Annotated in this window: 15 protein-coding genes; 12 read left to right on the forward strand and 3 right to left on the reverse strand. The window is 65.6% G+C overall.

Translation table 11 applies throughout. The features are described from left to right. The 7 genes from ACQR13_RS16570 to ACQR13_RS16600 all read left to right on the forward strand — a co-directional run. Positions 1-510: response regulator (locus ACQR13_RS16570; RefSeq protein WP_434862994.1), on the forward strand; the 510-nt coding region annotated here is incomplete at its 5' end. A 26-nt stretch (positions 511-536) separates the two neighbouring features. Beyond that, positions 537-1010, forward strand: a complete 474-nt coding sequence (locus ACQR13_RS16575) for a chemotaxis protein CheW (protein WP_315750715.1) — start codon at positions 537-539, stop codon at positions 1008-1010. 30 nt (positions 1011-1040) lie between these two features. Next, the gene (locus ACQR13_RS16580) at positions 1041-1430 is read left to right on the forward strand and encodes a response regulator (RefSeq protein ID WP_316201941.1); all 390 of its coding nucleotides are present in this window, start codon (positions 1041-1043) and stop codon (positions 1428-1430) included. A gap of 29 nt (positions 1431-1459) precedes the next feature. Next, a complete protein-coding gene (locus tag ACQR13_RS16585; RefSeq protein WP_315716972.1) occupies positions 1460-2329 on the forward strand; it encodes a CheR family methyltransferase in 870 nt (289 codons plus the stop codon). A 34-nt stretch (positions 2330-2363) separates the two neighbouring features. Continuing rightward, positions 2364-2687: a PilZ domain-containing protein gene (locus ACQR13_RS16590; RefSeq protein ID WP_315716973.1), complete on the forward strand. Its 324-nt coding sequence runs from the start codon at positions 2364-2366 to the stop codon at positions 2685-2687. 197 nt (positions 2688-2884) lie between these two features. Beyond that, positions 2885-3394 (forward strand): response regulator, encoded by a 510-nt coding sequence (locus ACQR13_RS16595; RefSeq protein ID WP_434845013.1) that lies wholly within the window; start codon positions 2885-2887, stop codon positions 3392-3394. Positions 3395-3855: 461 nt separating this feature from the next. Next, positions 3856-4491, forward strand: coding sequence for a response regulator transcription factor (locus ACQR13_RS16600; RefSeq protein WP_315717165.1), 636 nt, complete (start codon positions 3856-3858; stop codon positions 4489-4491). A gap of 114 nt (positions 4492-4605) precedes the next feature. On the opposite strand, the gene ACQR13_RS16605 is transcribed toward ACQR13_RS16600, so the two are convergent. From ACQR13_RS16605 to ACQR13_RS16615, 3 genes are all read right to left on the reverse strand, one after another. Further along, a complete protein-coding gene (locus tag ACQR13_RS16605; RefSeq protein ID WP_315716976.1) occupies positions 4606-8217 on the reverse strand; it encodes a PAS domain S-box protein in 3612 nt (1203 codons plus the stop codon). Then, complete coding sequence (locus ACQR13_RS16610; RefSeq protein WP_434862995.1) at positions 8198-8632, reverse strand: response regulator; 435 nt, start codon at positions 8630-8632, stop codon at positions 8198-8200. Before ACQR13_RS16610 ends, ACQR13_RS16605 begins: the two co-directional genes overlap by 20 nt. A 349-nt stretch (positions 8633-8981) precedes the next feature. Next, the gene (locus ACQR13_RS16615; RefSeq protein WP_316173309.1) at positions 8982-9692 is read right to left on the reverse strand and encodes a GntR family transcriptional regulator; all 711 of its coding nucleotides are present in this window, start codon (positions 9690-9692) and stop codon (positions 8982-8984) included. Positions 9693-9816: 124 nt separating this feature from the next. On the opposite strand from ACQR13_RS16615, the gene ACQR13_RS16620 reads away from it, so the two are divergent. The 5 genes from ACQR13_RS16620 (at position 9817) to ACQR13_RS16640 (ending at position 15058) form a co-directional block, all read left to right on the forward strand. Continuing rightward, positions 9817-10848 carry an ABC transporter substrate-binding protein gene (locus ACQR13_RS16620; RefSeq protein WP_316165719.1) on the forward strand — a complete coding sequence of 344 codons (1032 nt, stop codon included), beginning with the start codon at positions 9817-9819 and terminating at the stop codon, positions 10846-10848. Next, entirely contained in the window at positions 10848-11612 is a 765-nt protein-coding gene (locus ACQR13_RS16625; RefSeq protein ID WP_315750730.1) for an ABC transporter ATP-binding protein, read from the forward strand. Before ACQR13_RS16620 ends, ACQR13_RS16625 begins: the two co-directional genes overlap by 1 nt. A gap of 11 nt (positions 11613-11623) precedes the next feature. Beyond that, positions 11624-12484: an ABC transporter permease gene (locus ACQR13_RS16630; protein ID WP_315750732.1), complete on the forward strand. Its 861-nt coding sequence runs from the start codon at positions 11624-11626 to the stop codon at positions 12482-12484. Beyond that, positions 12481-14217 (forward strand): L-arabinonate dehydratase, encoded by a 1737-nt coding sequence (gene araD / locus ACQR13_RS16635; RefSeq protein WP_316201945.1) that lies wholly within the window; start codon positions 12481-12483, stop codon positions 14215-14217. Before ACQR13_RS16630 ends, araD begins: the two co-directional genes overlap by 4 nt. Positions 14218-14338: 121 nt before the next feature. Continuing rightward, positions 14339-15058: a ribonuclease activity regulator RraA gene (locus ACQR13_RS16640; protein WP_316201946.1), complete on the forward strand. Its 720-nt coding sequence runs from the start codon at positions 14339-14341 to the stop codon at positions 15056-15058. The last annotated feature ends 60 nt before the right edge of the window (positions 15059-15118 follow it).

Here is a 15118-nt window from a genome sequence, read left to right on the forward strand (position 1 = left end):
GGCTCGGCGGTGATCAAGGGCCAGGCGACCGAGGTGATCGACGTCGGCCACTTCCTGCCGATGGCCTTCGCCGACTGGTTCATCCGCAAGGAGATGCACACCGACGCGCAGACGCAGTCGGTGCTGCTGGTCGACGACTCGCCGTTCTTCCGCAACATGCTGGCGCCGGTGTTGAAGTCGGCCGGCTACAAGGTGCGCACGGCGGCCTCGGCGATCGAGGGCCTGGCCACGCTGCGCTCCGGGCACAGCTTCGACATCGTCGTCACCGACATCGAGATGCCGGAGATGAACGGCTTCGAGTTCACCGAGGCGATCCGCGCCGACCAGAACCTGAGCCAGATGCCGGTCATCGCGGTGTCGTCGCTGGTGTCGCCGGCGGCGATCGAGCGCGGCCGCCAGGCGGGTCTCTACGACTACATCGCCAAGTTCGACCGGCCCGGCCTGATCGCGGCGCTGAAGGAACAGATCGAGGAACGGGCCCGCGCCGAAGCCAACCGGCGGGCCGCGTGACAGCAAGCGGACAGGAGTAGCGTGCGATGAGCAGCAAGATCGAAACCACCGAGGGCGCCGCCGTCGAATACGTCACTGCGATGATCGGCGGCCAGCTGTTCGGCCTGCCGATCTCCCGGGTACAGGACGTGTTCATGCCGGAGCGGGTGACGCGGGTGCCGCTGTCATCGGCGGAGATCGCCGGGGTCCTGAACCTGCGCGGCCGCATCGTGACCGTCGTCGACATGCGGGCGCGGCTCGGCCTTGCCCGCGCCGAGGACGGCAAGCCGCCGATGGCGGTCGGCGTCGATCTGCGCGGCGAGTCCTACGGTCTCCTGATCGACCAGATCGGCGAGGTGCTGCGGCTGTCCGAGGAGGGCCGGGAGGAGAACCCCGTCAATCTCGACCCGCGCATGGCGAAATTCGCCGGCGGCGTGCACCGCCTCGACGGCCAGCTGATGGTCATTCTCGACGTCGATCGCGTGCTCGAACTCCTGCCGAAGGCAGCAATCGCCGCCTAGCCCGTCAACCGTCCCATAGGGGAGACAACAATGAAGAGCTGTCTGGTCGTGGATGACTCCAGCGTCGTGCGCAAGATCGCACGCCGTATCCTGGAGGAGTTGGGCTTCTCCGTCGTCGAGGCGGAGGATGGCGAGCGGGCGCTCGAGATCTGCATCAAGAGCCTGCCGGACGCCATTCTGCTCGACTGGAACATGCCCGTCATGGACGGTTATGATTTCCTCGGGCGCCTGCGCCGGCTGCCGGGCGGCGAAGGCCCGAAGGTGGTGTTCTGCACCACCGAAAACGACATCGATCACATTTCGCGCGCGCTGAACGCCGGCGCCAACGAATACATCATGAAGCCGTTCGACAAAGAGATTGTGGCCGCCAAATTCCAGGAAGTTGGTCTCATCCAGGCGCTGTCAGCCGAATCCGCCTGATCCCTTCGTCTGCCCAGAAGAGGCCGCCCGTGAACCAGCCTGATTATGAGTTCCTGCGCAAGCTGCTTCGAGACAAGTCCGGTCTCGATCTGTCTGCCGACAAGCAATATCTGATCGAGAGCCGCCTGCTTCCGCTCGCGCGCAAGGCCGGCCTGGCCAGCATCAGCGATCTCGTCCAGAAGCTGAAGGACGGGTCGAGCGCCTTGATCAGCCAGGTCGTCGAAGCGATGACGACCAACGAGACGTTCTTCTTCCGCGACAAGGTCCCGTTCGATCATTTTCGCGACGTGATCATGCCGGAGCTCCTCAAGGCGCGCGCCAACCGCAAGTCGATCCGGATCTGGTGCGCTGCTTGCTCGACCGGCCAGGAGCCGTATTCGCTGGCGATGTCGCTCAAGGAGATGGGATCTGCGCTCAGTGGATGGCGCATCGAGATCATCGCCACCGATCTGTCGCAGGAGGTGCTGGAGAAATCGAAGGCCGGCCTCTACAGCCAGTTCGAGGTGCAGCGCGGGCTGCCGATCCAGCTTCTGGTCAAATATTTCAAGCAGGCAGGCGAACTCTGGCAGATCAATTCCGACGTGCGCGGCATGGTCCAGCATCGCCAGCTCAATCTGCTGCACGACTTCTCACAGCTCGGCACGTTCGACGTCGTGTTCTGCCGCAACGTGCTGATCTATTTCGATCAGGACACCAAGATCAACATCTTCGGCCGGCTCGCCAAGCAGATGGAGCCGGACGGCTTCCTCGTACTCGGTGCTGCGGAGACCGTCGTCGGCCTCACCGACGTGTTCAAGCCGCTCGCGGACCGGCGTGGCCTGTATCGCCCGAGCGGGATCGCTTCCGCGGCGAAGGCGCCGGCTCCGGGAATGCCCAGGATCGCGGCCGCGGGCAACTAGATGTTCCCGCAGCCCAATAGAGCAGGACGCGAAGATGTCTGACGACAACAAAGGTACGGAGCGCGTCACCTTCAGCCGCGGTTACGATGTCTGCATCATGGGCATCGACGGGACCTGGCGCAGGGACTGCCAGCTCAACGCCATCTCGGACACCGACGCGGTGCTGACGGTCGAGGGATCGATCCAGGGATTGAATCTGAAAGAGTTCTTTCTGCTGCTGTCCTCGACGGGGCTCGCCTACCGCCGCTGCGAGCTGGTCCGGGTCAACGGCTCCGAGATGGACATCCAGTTCATCAAGGGAAAGAACAAGAAGAAACGTGGCAACGCTTCCGCCGGCCAGGAAACGACCGTCAACTAGTTCGCCTTGCGGCAGCACGGCGCATTGCTCGCCCGCCGCTCGGGAAACTTCCGCGCGCGGAGCGACGAGGAGACGCGCCAGCCTGGGTCCTGCGCAAGTCCTAAGACGCGTGGCCTTTTTTCCGAGAGCCGCTTTACGTCGCCGCAGGGTCGGACGTGTATGACAATGACGTCGGTCAAATTTTCCAGGGACGGCCAATGCCGGTCATGAGTTCGGAACTTGCATCCAGCCGGTCGGAGCGCGCCGATGATGGCGAACGGCGCGCGCTGCAGCTCTTGGTCGTCGACGACGACGCCGCGCAGCGGACGCTGATCGCGCTGGCGGCCAAGCAGGCCGGCCACGCCGTGACGGTCGCGGCCACGTGCAGCGATGCGATCCGCGAGGTGCGCAACAAGCGCTTTGACTGCGTGACGCTCGATCTCATGCTCGAGGATGGCGAGGGGACCGAGGTCCTCAAGGTCATCGCAGATACCCGCTTCGGCGGTTCCGTGATCGTGATCAGCGGCATGGATGCGGCGAAGCGAATTGAGGCCCGGCTGTTCGCGCGCTCGCTCGGAATCGACCTGCAGAGCCTGCCGAAGCCAGTCGATCTGGCGGCGTTGCGCATCTGCCTGGCGAATCTCGGCAAGACTGCGCTCGGCCTGCCCGTGGTTCACACCTGGGGCGGCGTCGCAGCCGAAAGTGTTGCCGCGAAGCATCGGTCCTGACAGAGCTGCATCGGCGCAAGCCGCGGTCCAGGGCGCACAATCCTATGCAACGTCCGAATCCCGCCGATCTTTGATCAAAACGAGGGCAAGGCCGGCTGACGGCTGTACGTCTTGTGTCAAATGCCGTGCAGATTTTCGTGGGCTGAGGGCCGTGCACGCGTCCGCCGCCGAGCATGTCTGTGGGCATGGTGCACGCGGGCAACGCCGATGCGATCAGAGTTTGATGTCGATCATGACGCTGTCGGCGTCGATGTGTTTTTGCAAGGCAGCATGCTGCCCGAGACGACTGCCTTGAGATCGTGTCCAGATCATGGTCTCGTGAAGGCGATCACCGATCTGCAGCTACTACTTGTGGGTTAGGATCATAAACCGTACAAATACGGGTGCCCAAAGCACCCGACGAGTATGGTATCATAAGACGCGCTTTCATTGTTTCTTCTCCTTTGCAAGAGCAATCGCCCATGGCCGAACAAACAACTTCCCGCGGAGAGATTTTTGTCGTCGATGACGACCCAGCCGTGCGCGACACCCTCTCGATGGTCTTGTCGGCAGGTGGGTATGAAGTGATCTGTTTTGCGGACGGCGCCGCGCTCCTGGCGGTGGCGCGGAGCAGGACACCGGCCTGTATCCTGCTCGACGTGCACATCCCCGGAAAGTCCGGTCTCGACATTCTCAGGGAACTGCATGGCGAGGACTATCCGGCTCCGATCTTCATGATCTCGGGCCAGGGCGACATCCCGATGGCCGTCAATGCGATCAAGAACGGGGCGCTCGACTTCATCGAGAAGCCGTTCCGCGGCAGTGAGATCGTGGCCCGTCTGAACGAGGCGATCGGCGCGTTCGCGCGGCGGCAGAAGGAGAATGCCTCGCCGAAGATCGGCTCGCTGCATTTCCCCGGCCGCGAGCCGCTGACGCGGCGCGAGCGCGAGGTCCTGGAACAATTCACGGCGGGGGCCTCGAACAAGGAGGCCGGGCGCACGCTGGGCATCAGCCCGCGCACGATCGAGGATCACCGCGCCAACATCATGAAGAAGCTCGGCGCGCGCAACGCGGCCGATCTGATCCGCATCGTGATGACGGCGTCGCGCGCCAATTGAGCCGATGGCCGGGCCGCCCGCACGTGGCCTCAAGCTGGAATAGCGGCAACCGCAAGCGCCAGGCCGCGTTGGTCGGGCCGCATCGGTCAAGCCTCGTTTTTCATGCCTGGTTTTTCAAGCCTCGGTCGCGGCGAGCGCCTTGCGGATCATCTTGGCGAGCTCGGATTTGCGGTACGGCTTCGGCAGCAGAAGAATTCCTTCGTCGAGCCGGCCGTGATGCACCACGGCATTCTCGGTGTAGCCGGAGGTGAACAGGACCCGCTGCGTCGGACGAATCCGCTGGATCTCGGATGCGAGCTGGCGGCCGTTCATCGTCCCCGGCATGATGATGTCGGTGAAGAGCAGATCGAACGGCTCTCCGGCATTGGTGATCGCCAGCGCTTCGGCGGCATTGGCCGCCTCCAGCGTCGCATAGCCCAGTGCATGGAGCTGGGCGAGAACGTAGCCGCGCACCAGCCGGTCGTCCTCCACCACCAGGATCGTCTCCTGGCCGCCCTGGATCGCCGGCGCGTCGCCCGAGGGCTGCGTGATCGCTTCTTCGCTGCCCGGCGGCAGGTACATCCGGATCGTGGTGCCGTGGCCCTCTTCGCTATAGATCCTGATGTGGCCGGCCGATTGCTTCACGAAGCCGTACACCATCGACAATCCGAGCCCCGTCCCCTTGCCAGGCCCCTTCGAGGTGAAGAACGGATTGAACACCTTGTCGATGATGGCGGCGGGAATGCCGCTGCCACTGTCGCTCACCGCGATCATCGCGTAGCGACCGGGCCGCACGTCGTCGTAGAGACTCGCGTAGTTCTCGTCGAGGTCGGCCCAGCCGGTCTCCAGGATGAGCTTGCCGCCATTCGGCATCGCGTCGCGGGCATTGAGCGCGAGGTTGATGACCGCCGTGGCGAGCTGGTTCGGATCGACATGCGCCACGCAGGTCTCGTCCTGGAAGACGGACTCGATCTCGATCTGCTCTCCGAGCGTCGGCCGCAGCAGCTTGGCCGTGTCGATCATCAGCGTGTTGACGTCGACCTCGCGCGGCTGCAGCGGCTGCCGGCGCGCAAAGGCGAGCAGATGCTGGGTGAGATCGGCCCCGCGCGCGGCGGCCTCGTCGATCATCCTGGTGATCGCGGCGAGCTGCGGCTCCTTGGCCACGGCCGCGGCGAGAATCTCGATCGTGCCGGTGATCACGGTGAGGATGTTGTTGAAGTCGTGTGCGATGCCGCCGGTGAGCTGGCCGATCGCCTCCATCTTCTCGGACTGGCGGATCCGCTCCTCGGTCGCGATCTTGTCGGTGAGGTCGCGGAAGAAGCCGTTCAGCACGAAGCCGTTGCGGGTCTTCAGCGCGGTCACGCTGAGCTCGGCCTTGAACTCGCGGCCGTCGCGCCGCTTCACCATGACCTCGCGTCGGCGGCCGACCCCGAGTGCGCTCGCTTGTCCGGTCATCAGGATGCGGCCGAGCGCGGCGCGCAGCTCCTCGCCGACGTCCCCGACCGTGATCACGTCGAAGACGTCCTTGCCGATGATCTCGGCGCGCGACCAGCCGAAGATCTTCTCGGCCTGGGAGTTCCAGTTGAGAATGGCCCCGTTGTCGTCGACCTGGACGAAGGCATCGAGCGCGGTCTCGACGATGTTGCGGGCGAGCTGTTCGCTCTCCCGGAGCGTCTCCTGCGCCAGCCGGCTCTCGGTCATGTCGCGGCCGATGAAGAAGTGGCGCTGCACCGGCTCCGACCAGTTCGAGGTCCAGGACAGCGTCACCACGCGGCCGTCCTTGTGGACGTAGCGGCAGTCGGAGGTGCGCGCCCGAAGGCCTAGGCGCGAGGCGCGAAGCTCCTCGCGTGCCTTGGGTAGATCGTCCGGGTGGATGAAATCCGCGCCGCTGCGGCCGATCATCTCCGCCGGCGTATAGCCGAGAATCGCCTCCACGCTCGGTGAGACCTGAACCAGGATGCCATTGCGGTCGGTGATGAGGATCAGGTCCTGCGACGTCTCGAAGATGCGCCGCCGTTCCTCGGTCTGCTGGCGCAGCGCCAGTTCGGTCCGGCGGCTCTCGGTGACGTCGCGTGCGATCTTGGAGGCGCCGATGATCTGGCCCGTCGGTGATTTGATCGGCGAGACGCTGAGCGAGACCTGGACCAGCTCACCGTCCTTGCGGATCCGCACCGTCTCGAAATGCTGGATCCGCTCGCCGCGGGCCATGCGCGCCAGAAGGTCCTGGGCCTCGGCCATGCGCTCGGGCGGCACGAGGAAATCCGCAAGGCGGCCCACGGCCTCCTCGGCGGAGTAGCCCAGCATGGCCTCGGCTGCCGGATTCCAGGCGGTGATGGTGCCGTCCAGCGACAGCGTCACGATCGCGTCGTTCGACGATTCCACCGCGGCACTGTAGAGCCGTTCGCGGGCGGCGAAATGGTCGCGCGCTGCTTCGGTCAGGTAATGCTCCTGGACCTCGCGCTCGAGCTCGGCGGTCTTGGTGCGAACCTCGTCCAGCACGCGGGCGAAGGCGCGCGCCAGCACGCCGGTCTCGCCGACCGCCTCGAGCGGGATATTCACCGCCTCGCCGCGCCCCACGCCCTCGACGGCCTGGGTCAGCTGGTTGATCGGCCGCGTCAGCGAGCGCGCGACCACGAAGGCGAGCGCGGCCGCGCACAGCATCGCGATCAGGCCGACCTCGATCGCCGTCTTGCGGATGGCGAGGGCGGGCGCCATGAAGGCGGTGTTCGGGATCGTCTCGATCACCGCCACCCATTCCTGTCCCGCGAGCAGCGCCGGGGCGAAGGCGACACCGCCGGGACGATCGGCTTCGTCGTGCAGGATCTGCGCGAAACCCTCGGCGGTGCCGGTCGCGCCTGCGAGCGTCGGAAAATCGTCCTGCCATCGCGTCGATCGGCCGCGTTTCGAGGCGAATTCCCGGTCTGATTCGGGATGGAAGAGATAGTCGCCGCGGGCGTTCACGACATAGAGCTGCGCGCCCGGGCGGGCCGCCATGCGCAGATGCGCGAAGATCGGGCGCATGTCGAGATCGACCATCAGGATCGCGTACGGCTTGCCGTCCGGCGCGAACACCGGCGTGCCGACGCACAGCATCGGCACGCCTGTCTTGGGGTCCGTCGTGTTGCCGTCGAGAATGATCGGCGAGAGCCGGATGCCGCCGGGCGGCAGGCTCAGCGTCTCCTTGATGTAGTTGCGCTCGCCGCGCGTGATCAGCTCGTTCTCCGGAACGATCCGAACCGTGTTGCCCGGCCCGAGCCGGTCGACCCGGATCAGCTCGCGATAATCGTTCTCGATCCCGACCAGGCGGATCATCGCGTAGGTCGGCTTGGCCTGCAGCTCGGCGAAGTAGCGCGTTGCGACCCGCTCGCGCCACGACTGCGCCGGCAGCCCTTCGCGGGGATCGGGAGCTCCCGTCTTCAGTGTGCGTATCAACGTTGCCAGATTCGGAGAGGCGCGATAGCCGTTGATGTCGTTCCGGGCGCTGCCGACATAGTTTTCGAGCTCGGTCGCCATCAGGCGCGAATGCGACTCGATTCGATCGAGCGCGCGCGGCAACAGCGCCCGCTCGAGGCTGCGATAGCCGAGCCAGCCGACGGCGAACACCGCGATCGCGACCAGCAGGATCATCGCGATGGCCAGCCGCGTCGTCAGCGTGAGGCGGCCGCCGAACCGCGGCGCCTCGCTCGCGCGCTGCGCGCCGCTGAGTAGGAGCCCTTCGGTTCGGCCGTCAGGATTTCGGAACAGCATCTTGGCCTGGCCGGGGTCGAGCAGCCCGATCGCCTGCCGATGCCAGGCATTCGGAAACCATCGTCAGGAGGGCTGCCGGTTTGAACGGCTTGGGCAATGCGGACACCGCTCCCAGCCTCGTGGCCATGGTAAGATAATCGGGCTCTATCACAGAGGTCGGGGTGTGGGCACGTCCCGAGGTCATGATGATCGGAACGCCGGGCGTGTGCTTGAGGATCAAGCGCATCGCCTCCAGCCCGTCCATGCCCGGCATGAAGATGTCCAGGATCACCAAGTCAAAGCTCTCGCTCGTGAAGCGGACGAGCGCCTTCTGGCCGTCGCCCGCGATGCCGACGACGTGACCGGCCCGTTCGAGCACGCGCTGAATTGTCAGCTGCATGAGCGGATCGTCGTCCACGACCAGAATCTTCGCCACGCTCCGCATCTCCCGATTGGCTGGCAGCAAGACCAACGGTCAGTTGTAAGGTTTTGCCCAATTCGCGGCGCGCCGCAAGCGTTTCGCCGGGCAAGTCACATGCAGGATGGGGCGCGGTGATCGATGTCCTGTACGGGACAAGGGTGGACTATCCGGGCGCCGGGCCTGCATTCGAGGCGCTCGCGCCGTAGTTGCATGGCACGGAGCGCTCCATAATCGCCTCGTCCTCGCGCCGAATGCACAATATTTGAGCACATGTCTGAGGATTTGCGATCCCAGGTGGCGCGACAGACGGTGCGGACCAGCGTGCGGCGTGACACCGCTCACGTCCTCCGATTGGGCGGGGCTGCTAGCCACTGAGATAGTCCGGCCAGCGGCCGCGAATGGTCGCGAGGTCGCTCAGCGTCCCGGTCAGGTGCTCGCGCAGATGCGTCTGCGCGTCGTTCGGCCGGCCCGCGGCGATCGCATCGACGATCTGCTTGTGATGGCGCAGGATCGTCTGCGCCTTGCCGGGCGAGGGCAGATGCAGCCGGCGCAACCGGTCGATGTGACCGCTGCGGCTGCGCACCAGGGTCCACAGCTCGTGCTTGTCCGCGGCGGTGTAGAGCCGCTCGTGGAATGCGTTGTCGACCACCGTGAATGACGCGAAGTCGCCGTCCCTGGCGAATCGCCGCTGCTGGGCGATCAGAGCATGGAGTTCGTCGATCGGCGCCGCCGCAGGCCGCAGCGCGAGCAGGCGCACGATCTCGAGCTCCAGCGCCTGGCGCAGGAACTGCGCCTGCTGCGCCCGACCAACATCGATGCGGCTGACCAGGGTCGCGTGCTGCGGGAACACGTCGACGAGGCCTTCCTCGGCGAGGCGCATCAGCGCGTCGCGGATCGGCGTCGAGCTGAGGCCGAACTCGGCCTGCAGCGCCGGCCGCGACAATGGCGCTCCCGGTGGGAGCGCGAGGGCGATGATCTGGTCGCGCAACCGCTCGAAGACCTGCGGTGCCGCGCGCCGGCTCGGATCGAGCCGTTCGGGCGGGAGAACCGCAGCAGGCGTCGCGGGCAATGCCATTTGGTGGGACGTCCGGCTCGAATGTCGCAGGGGGAGAACAGCCCTTGTCAGAGATGCACTAATGCATTAGTGCATCTCTCCGCTGGCCGTCAAGAAGGAGCCGGCACGCGAGGAGGGATGTCCCATGTTCGAGAAGTTCGCGCGCTCGGCCGCACGAGCCGCCGGCCTGCTGGCCACGCTGCTGGTCGCGGCGGCCTGGAATGACGCCGCGCAGGCCCAGCAGAAGACCGAAATCTCGCTGTCGCGCCAGCCTGGCATCTTCTACATGCCGAGCCACATCATCGAGAAGAACAAGCTGATCGAGAAGCATGCGGCCGCGCTCGGCGTGCCCGGCGTCACCACCAAATGGCTGACCTTCTCCGGCGGCGGCGCGCAGACCGATGCGCTGTTGTCGGGCAGCGTCGACATCCTCAACACCGGCACCGGCAATCTGCTGCTGTTGTGGGATCGTACCCGCGGTGGCGTGAAGGGCATCGTCGCCACCTCGGCGCAGCCGATGACCCTGATCAGCCGCGATCCCAACATCAAGTCGATCAAGGACTTCGGTCCCAGTGACAAGATCGCCGTGCCGACCGTCAAGGTCTCGACCCAGGCCATCGTGCTGCAGATCGCGGCCGCCGAGGCGTTCGGCGCCGATCAGTGGAACAAGCTCGACGCCAACACCGTGCAGCTCGGTCACCCCGACGCCTATACGGCGCTGTCGAACCCGCAGCACGAGGTGCACAATCATTTCTCGATCCCGCCCTACACGTTCCTCGAATTGAAGAACGTGCCCGGCGCGCATGTCGTGATGAATTCGCCCGACGTCATGGGCGGACCGCTGAGCCAGGCGCAGTTCTTCACCACCACGAAGTTCGCCGACGCCAATCCGAAGATCATCCAGGCGGTGCGCGATGCGACCAAGGAAGCGCAGGACCTGATCCGCAGCGATACCAGGACGGCGGTCGAGATCTACAAGGAGATCACCGGCGACAAGACCTCGGTCGACGACCTGCTCGCCTGGCTCAAGGAGCCCGGCATGATGGAATGGAATCTGGAGCCGCAGGGCACCATGAAGTTCGCGGCCCATCTCGCCAAGATCGGCACCATCAAGACCCAGCCCAAGGCCTGGACCGACTATTATCTGCCGGTCGCGCATGATCTGAAGGGCAACTGATGTCCGCGCTGCTCGACGTCGATGGCGTCACCCTGCGCTACAAGACCTCCAGCGCGGTGATCACCGCGACGGAGCGGGTCGGCTTCTCCGTCGACCGCTCCGATCGCTTCGTGCTGCTGGGACCGTCCGGTTGCGGCAAGTCGACCTTGCTGAAGGCGGTCGGTGGCTACATCAAGCCGAGCGAGGGCCGGATGCGCATCAACGGCCGCGAGATCACCGGTCCTGGCGCCGATCGCATGATGATCTTCCAGGAGTTCGACCAGCTGCTGCCGTGGAAGACCGTGCTCGCCAACGTGATGTTCCCGCTGCTGACGGCGCGGCGCATGCCGCGCAAGGAGGCCGAGAGCCGCGCCCGCACCTATATCGAGAAGGTCGGGCTGACGCGCGTTGTCGATGCCTATCCGCACACGCTGTCGGGCGGCATGAAGCAGCGCGTCGCGATCGCCCGGGGCATGGCGATGGAGCCGGACATCCTGCTGATGGACGAGCCGTTCGCCGCGCTCGATGCGCTGACGCGGCGCACCTGCCAGGACGAGCTGCTGCAGTTGTGGAACGAGACGAAATTCACCGTCTTGTTCGTGACGCATTCGATCGCCGAAGCCATCAAGATCGGCAACCGCATTCTGCTGCTGTCGCCGCATCCCGGCCGCGTCAAGGCCGAGGTGGTCGACGTCGACAAGGTCTCGGCCGAGGACGGCAGCGCGGCGCGCCTGGAGAAGCAGATCCATGATCTTTTGTTCTCCGAACCTGCAACGACGCATTGAGGACGGCGCCCATGGCTGAAGCCAAGATCATCCTGCGCGATACGTCGGCCGCGAGCGCCGCGCCTGCAGATGTCGCGCGCAAGCTCGGCGTGCTCGAGCTGCTGTGGAACGACGGCTTCGTGCGCAAGAGCCTGATCATTGTCTTGCTCGCCGCGATCTGGCAGGCCTATGGCAGCTATCTCGACAATCCCCTGCTGTTCCCGACCTTCTCCGACACCATCGCGGCGCTGTGGGAGAAGGTCCGCGACGGCACCATCCCGATGCGCGTCTGGACCTCGCTGAAGGTGCTGTTCATGGGCTATGCCGCAGGCATCGTTCTCGCGGCGATCCTGACTGTGCTCGCGATCTCGACCCGCATCGGCACCGATTTCCTCGAGACGATCACGGCGATGTTCAATCCCTTGCCGGCGATCGCGCTGCTGCCGCTGGCGCTGATCTGGTTCGGGCTCGGCAGCGGCAGTCTCGTCTTCGTGCTGATCCATTCGGTGCTGTGGCCCGTCGCGCTCAACACCCATTCCGGCTTCAAAAGCGTCTCGAACACGCTGCGCATGGTCGGGCGCAACTACGGTCTCAGCGGCTTCTCCTATGTGATCCGAATCCTGATTCCGGCGGCGTTCGGCGCCATCCTCACGGGTTTGAAGATCGGCTGGGCCTTCGCCTGGCGCACCCTGATCGCGGCCGAGCTGGTGTTCGGTGTCTCCTCGGGGCAGGGCGGCCTCGGCTGGTTCATCTTCGAGAACCGCAATCTGCTCGAGATCCCCGCGGTGTTCGCTGGCCTGCTGACCGTGATCCTGATCGGTCTCGTGGTCGAGAACCTGATCTTCCGCACCATCGAGCGCAAGACCGTGCTGACCTGGGGAACGCAATCATGAGCCACAAGAAGAGCCCCGATCAGCTGCGCAGCGCGCGCTGGTTCGCGCCCGACGATCTCCGTTCCTTCGGCCACCGCTCGCGGGTGATGCAGATGGGCTATGCCCAGGAGGAGTGGAAGGGCCGTCCGGTCATCGCCATCGTCAACACCTGGTCCGACGCGCAGCCCTGCCACATGCACTTCAAGCAGCGCGTCGACGACGTCAAGCGCGGCGTGCTGATGGCCGGCGGTTTCCCGATCGAGCTGCCTGCGCTGTCGCTGTCGGAGTCGCTGTTGAAGCCGACCACGATGCTCTATCGCAACATGCTGGCGATGGATGTCGAGGAGCTCTTGCGCGGCCACCCCGTCGATGGCGTCGTGCTGATGGGCGGCTGCGACAAGACCACGCCGGCGCTGCTGCTCGGCGCCACCAGCATGAACCTGCCGGCGATCTATCTCCCGGCCGGGCCGATGCTGCGCGGCAACTGGAAGGGCAAGACGCTCGGCTCCGGCTCCGACGCCTGGAAGTACTGGGACGAGCGCCGCGCGGGCAAGCTGTCGGACGCTGATTGGAACGCGATGGAAGCCGGCATCGCCCGCAGCCACGGCACCTGCATGACCATGGGGACGGCCTCGACCATGACCGCGATCGCGGAAGCGATCGGCATGACCTTGCCCGGCGCCTCGTCGATTCCGGCTGCCGATGCCGAGCACATCCGCATGAGCTCGGAATGCGGCCGCCGCGTCGTCGAGATGGTGTGGGAGGACCTGACGCCATCGAAGATCCAGACCCATCAGGCGTTCGAGAATGCGATCGCGGTCGCCATGGCGATGGGCTGCTCGACCAACGCCATCATCCATGTGATCGCGCAGGCGCGCCGCGCCGGCGCCGATATCGGCCTTGATGATTTCGAGGCCGCCAGCCGCAAGGTGCCGGTGCTCGCCAATGTCCGGCCGAGCGGCGACGCCTATCTGATGGAGGATTTCTACTACGCGGGCGGGCTGCCCGGCCTGATGAGCAGGATGAAAGAGCATCTCCATCTGGATTGCATGACCGTCAACGGCCGCACGCTGGGCGACAACATCACAGGCGCCGGCGTCTACAATGACGACGTCATCCGTCCGCAGTCGAACCCGATCTATCGCGAAGGTGCGCTCGCCGTGCTCAAGGGCAACCTTGCGCCGGACGGCTGCGTCATCAAGCCTTCTGCCTGCGATCCGCGCTTCCTCAGGCACACCGGCCCGGCGCTGGTGTTCGACGACTATCCCTCGATGAAGAAGGCGATCGACGATCCAGATCTCGACGTCACGGCCGATCACGTCCTGATCCTGCGCAATGCCGGCCCGCAGGGCGGGCCGGGCATGCCGGAATGGGGCATGCTGCCGATCCCGACCAAGCTGGTGAAGCAGGGCGTCCGCGACATGGTGCGGCTGTCGGATGCGCGCATGAGCGGCACGAGCTATGGCGCCTGCATCCTGCATGTCGCGCCCGAGTCCTACGTCGGCGGCCCGTTGGCGCTGGTGAAGAATGGCGACCTGATCACGCTGGACGTCGCCGCGCGCACCATCAATCTCGACGTGCCCGAGGATGAACTGGCGCGCCGCCGCGCCGCCTGGACTCCGCCGGCCCCGCGCTTCGAGCGCGGCTATGGCTGGATGTTCGCCCGCCACATCAAGCAGGCCAATGACGGCTGCGATTTCGACTTCCTCGAGACCGGCTTCGGCGCCGCAGTCGGCGAGCCAGCGATTTATTAGTTCACCCGTCATTCCGGGGCGCCGCGGAGCGGCGAGCCCGGAATCCATAACCACGATCGGGAGTATGGATTCCGGGCTCGCGCTCCGCGCGCCCCGGAATGACGACCGGAGAGAGCAGGACATGACCAAACTCAGCACCGCCACCCGCAACAAGCTCAAGACCGTCTCGACGGCCACGGTCGCTACCGCGCTGTTCAAGCGCGGCCTGCGCATCCAGTGCATCCAGAACGTCCATCCGCTCAGCCCGGCGCAGCCGACCATGGTCGGCGAGGCCTTCACCTTGCGCTACATCCCAGCGCGCGAGGATCTCAACACCATCGAGGTGTTTCGCGACCGCGGCCATCCGCAGCGCAAGGCCGTCGAGGATTGCCCGCCCGGCGCCGTGCTGGTGATGGACAGCCGCAAGGACGCGCGCGCCGCTTCGGCCGGCGCAATTCTCGTGAGCCGCCTGCAGCAGCGCGGCGTCGCCGGCGTCGTCACCGACGGCGGCTTCCGTGACGCCGCCGACATTGCCAAGCTCGGCATCCCCGCCTTCCACCAGCGTCCGAGCGCGCCGACCAATCTCACCCTGCATCATGCGATCGAGATCAACGGCCCGATCGCCTGCGGCGACGCGCCGGTGTTTCCCGGTGACGTCATCCTCGGCGATTCCGACGGCGTCATCGTGATCCCCGCCCATCTCGCCGACGAGATCGCGGACGAGACGTTCGAGATGACCGCGTTCGAGGATTTCGTTACCGAGGAAGTTGCCAAGGGCCGCTCGATCCTCGGCCTCTATCCGGCGACGGATCCGCAGACGCCCGCCGACTTCGCGGCGTGGCGCGCGAAGAACAACAGGTAGCCGCTACGTCCTCGGCTGTCGTTGCGGATGCGACGCCGATTGCGAGGCGAGATTGGCCCC

Source organism: Bradyrhizobium sp. HKCCYLRH3059 (assembly GCF_051168035.1).
GTDB lineage: Bacteria > Pseudomonadota > Alphaproteobacteria > Rhizobiales > Xanthobacteraceae > Bradyrhizobium.